The 6,094-nt window shown below is 39.8% G+C and carries 11 protein-coding genes; 3 read left to right on the top strand and 8 right to left on the bottom strand.

Annotation, left to right across the window (positions count from 1 at the left end):
• Positions 1–882: AAA family ATPase (locus C7B62_RS23815; protein WP_106239192.1), on the top strand; the 882-nt coding region annotated here is incomplete at its 5' end.
• A gap of 200 nt (positions 883–1,082) precedes the next feature.
• On the opposite strand, the gene C7B62_RS23810 is transcribed toward C7B62_RS23815, so the two are convergent.
• The 3 genes from C7B62_RS23810 to C7B62_RS23800 all read right to left on the bottom strand — a co-directional run bounded on the left by C7B62_RS23810 (position 1,083) and on the right by C7B62_RS23800 (position 3,203).
• Complete coding sequence (locus tag C7B62_RS23810; protein ID WP_106243528.1) at positions 1,083–1,931, bottom strand: hypothetical protein; 849 nt, start codon at positions 1,929–1,931, stop codon at positions 1,083–1,085.
• Positions 1,932–2,065: 134 nt separating this feature from the next.
• Positions 2,066–2,719 carry a hypothetical protein gene (locus C7B62_RS23805; protein ID WP_233220130.1) on the bottom strand — a complete coding sequence of 218 codons (654 nt, stop codon included), beginning with the start codon at positions 2,717–2,719 and terminating at the stop codon, positions 2,066–2,068.
• Between the two features lie 67 nt (positions 2,720–2,786).
• Positions 2,787–3,203 (bottom strand): hypothetical protein, encoded by a 417-nt coding sequence (locus tag C7B62_RS23800; RefSeq protein ID WP_233220129.1) that lies wholly within the window; start codon positions 3,201–3,203, stop codon positions 2,787–2,789.
• 133 nt (positions 3,204–3,336) lie between these two features.
• Between C7B62_RS23800 and C7B62_RS23795 the strand changes: the two genes are divergently transcribed.
• Entirely contained in the window at positions 3,337–3,669 is a 333-nt protein-coding gene (locus tag C7B62_RS23795) for a hypothetical protein (RefSeq protein WP_106243521.1), read from the top strand.
• Between the two features lie 32 nt (positions 3,670–3,701).
• On the opposite strand, the gene C7B62_RS23790 is transcribed toward C7B62_RS23795, so the two are convergent.
• The 3 genes from C7B62_RS23790 to C7B62_RS23780 all read right to left on the bottom strand — a co-directional run bounded on the left by C7B62_RS23790 (position 3,702) and on the right by C7B62_RS23780 (position 4,626).
• A complete protein-coding gene (locus tag C7B62_RS23790; RefSeq protein ID WP_106243517.1) occupies positions 3,702–3,977 on the bottom strand; it encodes a hypothetical protein in 276 nt (91 codons plus the stop codon).
• Between the two features lie 67 nt (positions 3,978–4,044).
• Complete coding sequence (locus tag C7B62_RS23785) at positions 4,045–4,335, bottom strand: hypothetical protein (protein ID WP_106243512.1); 291 nt, start codon at positions 4,333–4,335, stop codon at positions 4,045–4,047.
• 45 nt (positions 4,336–4,380) lie between these two features.
• Positions 4,381–4,626 carry a hypothetical protein gene (locus C7B62_RS23780; protein WP_106243509.1) on the bottom strand — a complete coding sequence of 82 codons (246 nt, stop codon included), beginning with the start codon at positions 4,624–4,626 and terminating at the stop codon, positions 4,381–4,383.
• A 108-nt stretch (positions 4,627–4,734) separates the two neighbouring features.
• Here C7B62_RS23780 and C7B62_RS23775 point away from each other — a divergent pair, with 108 nt between their 5' ends.
• Positions 4,735–5,166 (top strand): hypothetical protein, encoded by a 432-nt coding sequence (locus C7B62_RS23775; protein ID WP_106243505.1) that lies wholly within the window; start codon positions 4,735–4,737, stop codon positions 5,164–5,166.
• Positions 5,167–5,229: 63 nt separating this feature from the next.
• Here C7B62_RS23775 and C7B62_RS23770 read toward each other — a convergent pair whose 3' ends face one another.
• On the bottom strand, positions 5,230–5,793 hold the full coding sequence (locus C7B62_RS23770) for a hypothetical protein (protein WP_106243502.1): 564 nt from the start codon (positions 5,791–5,793) through the stop codon (positions 5,230–5,232).
• Between the two features lie 27 nt (positions 5,794–5,820).
• Positions 5,821–6,094, bottom strand: a 274-nt coding sequence (locus C7B62_RS26720; RefSeq protein ID WP_233220128.1) for a hypothetical protein, incomplete at its 5' end; no start/stop codon positions are given.

The following is a 6,094-nucleotide window of genomic DNA, read 5'->3' as shown; positions in this document are numbered from 1 at the left end:
AAGGAACTAAAAGCGGCAATTTCTCAAGGAAGATTGATTGCCTTGAGTGGTGTTGTGGGTTCGGGAAAAACCACCTTCTTACAAAAACTGATGACCGACTTGATCAAGAGTAAAGAAGTAGTGGTTTCTCGTTCTTTAGCAGTGGAATCGGATAAAGTTCGTCTGGTAACTTTAATTACGGCTTTATTCTATGATTTATCCCCAGATAAGGTGGAAAAAGTTCCTTCTAACTCGGAAAAAAGAGAACGGTTACTCCTAGAATTGATCAAAAAAGCCCGTTTTCCCGTAGCTTTGTTTGTGGATGATGCTCACGGACTGCATAGTACCACTTTGGTTAGCCTGAAAAAGTTAATTGAACTGGTACGCAGTAATGGAGAAAGGTTAAGTGTTATCTTGGCAGGACATCCCAAGCTCAAGAATGATTTGAGAAGACCTACCCTAGAAGAAATTGGAGGACGTACTCAGGCTTTTGCCTTGCAAGGTATTAGGGGTCATCAATCTGAGTACATTAATTGGCTTTTGACCCAAGCTACTTTTGAAAAAGTTCAACCTACCGACATTTTAGAAGCAGAAACTATTGACTATTTGAGTCAACGATTATCTACACCATTACAGATCGAGCAATATTTGACTCTGGCAATGAATGAAGCTTATCAGGTGGGGCTTAAACCGATTACTACTGACTTTATGGAAACGGTCTTGGCTATTGGGTTAGATGACCTTGAACCTAATTTAATTCGACATGGGTACAACGTTAGATCCATTGCCAGGTTACTTAATGTCAAACCTGCCGAAGTACGTTCGTTTCTTTACAATCAACTTCCTCCAGAAAAAATACAAGACATGAGAGATCAAATTCTCAAAATTGGTATTCCTCTGTAAGAAAGCCTGTTGATACTTAATGTGGGTCGAAGGGTGTTATTTCGGGCTACTGTCAGAATAATCTGGGTCGATTGTCATTTAATCTGGGTTTGAGCCATTTATAGTGTCATTTATTGTGGTCTCAAAAACGACATTATTGCGGGTCGGAGTGATTATGATTTCGGGTCGCTACAACTAGGGAATAAGCAAAAAAAAGGTACTTAAAAAAAGCAATAGTCGAGAAAATCTTCTTCATCGGTATAGTTATCTATGAGAAAATTTTTAAACTCGGCTCTTAATCCTTTTAAATCTTTAAATAATGACTTTATTGGATACATAAACAAAGCCTTTTGTCTGGAGTAATACCAACAAACTTTATCTATTTGATATTTGTCGTCCCAATCCATTAGAACATAGGCTATTTGCTGCCAAAGATGCTGGCGACTTAAAGGATGCTTTTTAAGAGTGGTAAAACATTTTATTAATACACCATCTACAATTTGTTGAGCATCAGCACTAATGTAATAGCTACCTGAAAAATCAGGATTTAGAAAATATTTTCCTTTTGTCAAACTACTATTAGTTGCATCCCAAACTGAAGATATTGAATCAATTAAATCGACCAAATCATTAATCATTGTAGAGATGTAATTTAGCTCTGGCTTGAGTTGGTTTTTGTTATATTTCATCAAAACTGTAGCTATCTCATGCACCTTACCAGAGCGATATTTTTCTTCATAAGCAGCAAATATCAGGCAGGCGATTGCTTGCTCTTCAATAGTTTTTGCTTTGAGAAGTTGATTAGCTATAGTTGAATTTAGGTTGTAACTTGCTACTGTTTGATTAAAATTGTGATTGAGTAATCCCAAGTACCATCGAAAAGCATACACAAACCCCGTTCCAAGAAGGGCAAAGTCTTTGATGTGTCCCGATGGTCTGATAATTTGATTTCTATTCATTTGTAAATTGTGACTGTCGATCAAGCGATCGCCACAAGGAGATTGTTTAGATTCAAACCATTGATATAAAGGACTATGAGGATTGTTTAGTTCTCTAGTTAAGGAGGTCATGACATTTGAGAAATTATTAGTACTGCTGGCATGAGTGCAAATAATGCAGCCCAGCTATTTTCTAGTTGTGCGATCGCGAAGCGTAGCCCTTCGGGCTAATCGCCACCTAGTCGCGATCGCTATTGATTGAGTAATTAAGCAGCAGGTAAACTACGATTTAAGCTTCCAGTTAACTCTTGCCGAGTTTCAGTAAGACCCTGTAACTGTTGTGCTGTCCAGCCATCAACACAAGTTAAATCGCGGATTCCTTCTAAATCTGCCAGTTGGTTGCCGAAGGCATTCATAAAATCAGCAATCAAATTAAGTTGTTGCTTTTCTTCTTCGGACTGCCTTTCTCTCCAGTCAAAGCTGACACTGTAATAAACTCCCAGTTCGCTCATTTCCCGATTGAAACCGAGGGTAAAGATTCCCATACCTGGATCGCCAGTTTCCATTACTTCTTGAACTTTATTGAACAGATGAGCGATCGATTGCTTTTTGATGTAACTACAGCAAACGGTATTTTGAGGCAGAATCTTTGAGTCAACACCAGGAGCAGCAACGAAAAATAACTGAAGCCAGAGGACATTTTCAGTCTTGCCAAGAGTGCCAAAGTATTTAGAAACTTTGATGATACTGATGTCTATCTTTTGGTCGGGGTTAGTTTTACGATGTTGAGCTTCATAGCCACCGACAAATAAACCGCCATCTTTACAGTTGAGTCTTACAGAGTAGGGAATGTCGGGTAAAAAGATTGCATTGTCAGCACGAGTACCAAATACGCTGAATTGATTCGATTTCTTAGCCATTGCTTTAATTTTCTTGATTTTACGTTTAATTTGATGACTTTTCCCCCAAGGATGGGGGAAGTTATGCTTACCAGCGCGCTTGATAGCCTGTAGTTAAAGCGTCGTATTCGTCAGAGTCTATATAATTGAAATCGTTTTCAGCCCAAAGCAAAAAATCTAAGCCATTGGTTTCATCGTCTGAATGTCTTTGCATTCCTCGGATTTTGATTTCAGCTTCAAAATCTTTGAGATATTTTGGTTGACGAATTTCACACCAATAGCACCCAAGAGCGTTATTGATATATCTGATTTTTTCGGCTACTTCTTCTTTTTTACAGCCTAGATAAACCACAAAAGCTGGTTCTGTGTCTGTAGCATTGCCCCAGTTGTGGCGATCGCCTTTAACTGCTTCACAGATAGCCACACTGTGACAGAGCTTATTAACCTCGAAACTGCCATGAGGTGATACCTCGATGGGTGATTTTATCAAATTTGAATGATACATTAAGAATGTCTCCAATAGAGATGATCGCTCCTCCTGACTAAATTCTGAGTTCCATCTGAATTACGGAGGAGTGGTTTAAACCTAAGATTATTGTATCATATTTAATTGATAACTATCATATTTAATTGATAATATGCCGAGAACCAGCAAGTTACTAACAGACGAACAATTAGCGATCGCCGAGAGCAACGGAATTCCCAAAGTTACCGTTTACAAGCGAATCCAATCGGGTTGGGAGATCGAAAAGGCAATTACTCAAGCAACGCGCAAAGCTGGCAACATCAAGCGCAAAGATGGTTTATTTGTCGATGCTGGTAGGGCAAAAGCTAGATTCTTCAGTCTTCCTGTTGAGTGGGATGAAAAGTTAACCAATGCGATCGCCGATTCGGGAGTGAGCGATAATGAATGGCTCGAACAGGTAGTTATTGATAAGTTAAAGGCAAAAAAGAAAGACAAACTAAAATAGCTTGCCTTTGAATTAATTTATCCGATTGTTTATTAATTTTGGTTTTCTAGAGCGTCAGCTATTCTTTCTAGAAGCTGGTTCTGTCTGCTCGATTGCTCTGCCAAGATAGATATATTCTCAGAAGTTCTTACTCTGTCTTCGTTCAGTCCTTGGAGAATTTCAAACATGGTTGCTCTATCTCTAACTAATTCTGCATTTAGCTGATAGAGTGCGCTAATTTGTCTTCTCGATTCGGCGATCGCATTACTATTTGCTTCGATTGCCTTAGCGTTGGATTGTAAAATTGCCTCTACTTGTTCTGGTGTCATTGTTCTTAGTATTTCCTCTTGTGTTTATTGTGTATGATTTCTCCCCCATTGGAGGAGAATTAAATAATTATTCAGTTAAAAAGTTTTCTGCTATTTCTTGCCAATCAACCTCAGATAATGCCGAGTTAAGTAAATCAGTAAATAAGCTGGTACTTTCAGTAATTGGATTTTGTGATTCAATCCAATTTTTAAGACTTGAAGCTAAACAATTTTCTCTTTTGTCTTCGTCTTCATGTTCTTCTTTGACCTCTTCTACTAATTCGCAACGATACTGATAAGAGCTATATTCATTGTCAATCCAGAGAGCAGTTAACCAAGTTTCGTAATTGTTCCAACCGTTATATTTTTTGCCGTTCATGATGCGATCGCATTTTATTTGAATGAAGAGTTGTTGTTGTTTTGCTTACGCTACATCGTCTAGATAGACGCTATTTTCTAAGTCATCCCAGAACGAGCGATCACTTTTAAAATGCTCCGAAGGTTCGGATAAAATTTTTTCTATTGCATACATCAAATGTTCTTTTAAGACTTTCTTAATCGAGTCTCTATTTACTGTCTCCTCATATTTCAAATAGCGATCGCCAATTATGTTCTCTACTGCATCATCTAGATCTGAATAGGGGATTGTAATATCGTTTTGATTTTTCATGTCTGACTAAATCCTATGTTTGAGTTCCATCTCTTAATATTATCATATTTAAGTGATAATTATCATATTTAAGTGATAGAATAATAAAAGGAACTCAGAAAATTAGTCATGATAAATAAAAGCAACTTCGTATATTCAAAGTCAGCAGCAGCAAGAATCTTAAACGTTAAGCCTTATGAAATCGTTAGGTTTGAAGTATGGTATAAAGTTTGTTTCGTTAAAGTCAAAGGACAAAGACCGACATTTATCAGTAAAAAAGCATTTAAGCAGCATTTTGTAGATTGGAGAATTGAGCAATCGCGATCGCTGTGTACGGCTCAAGTCAATCAAGAACACTTTAGAGTAATAAATCCTAGAAAGAGTACAGCTTACAGTGTTTATCTGTTTGAGGATGGTTTAGATTGTGAATGCGAGGATTATAAAAATCAGGTTTTAATTTTCAATGGTAAAGCCTGCTGCAAACATAACTATGCGGTCTTAACTTGGCTTGGTTACAACCGTTTGAAAGATTACATCATAGCCAACGCTAGGGCAGCATAACCGAGCGCGATTGCATTTGGGGCTGTGCGCCAGCACAGCCCCCAGGGAAGGGCAACGAAGCGACTAAAAAAGCGACAACTGCGCGGGAACGGGAACGGGAACACCAAGCCACCAACAGCCACCAGAACCAAGCGCACCAGCGGACGACCAGGACACACCAGACCAGGCAGGAGGACGAGAACCAGAGGGCAGCCACAGCAACACGCGCCGACCGCGACCGAGGGCAAAAGCCACCGAACCCCAAGAACCAGAGCCAGCACCAAAAAACGAACGAGAAGGACGAACACCAGCAGGACAAACAGGAGCAGAAGGGAGAGCCACCAGCAAGCCACGCGAACCAGCAGCCACAGACAACACGCAGCGAGAAGAACGACGGGCAAAAGCCGAACGCCCAGAACCAAAAAGACCAGAAGCGACGGAGAACACCAGCAGGGAAGCAGAACCAGCAAAGAAAGACCGACAAAGCGAGTCAACGCCACGCGCACAACCAACGGAAACCCGTACGCCAGAAGGAACGAGAGGCAGCAACGCAGACAAAGCAGCAGCAGCAGGAGACGGAGAACGAGAACCCGAAAAACCGACAGAAACAAGCCCAGAAAAGACAGAAGACGAAACAAGAACAGACACGGCACAACCAGAGAAACACAACTACAATTATAACACAAAAAGGCAGACAAAAACAGACCCAAACCCAGACAGGAAAAGAAACACAGCGAAAACAAGCCACCACGAACAAACCGCCGAAAAGAAGCGCCCCCAACCAAGAACAAGCAAAACCATTCTTTGGTTATTTTTTTTCCCAGTAGTTCTTTTTTTAGTTATTCCCCCTTTCCTTAAGTGGTCGTTTGTGTGACGAAGTGCATTTTTTTTTCCCAACAAAGTAAGAAAAAATTTAAATTTGGAATTTTGAAAAAGGAAAAAAAAACAC

This window comes from Pleurocapsa sp. CCALA 161, assembly GCF_003003995.1.
Lineage (GTDB): Bacteria > Cyanobacteriota > Cyanobacteriia > Cyanobacteriales > Xenococcaceae > Waterburya.
Note: the sequence above shows the minus strand (reverse complement) of the source record. Positions and strands in the feature narration are given on the sequence as shown.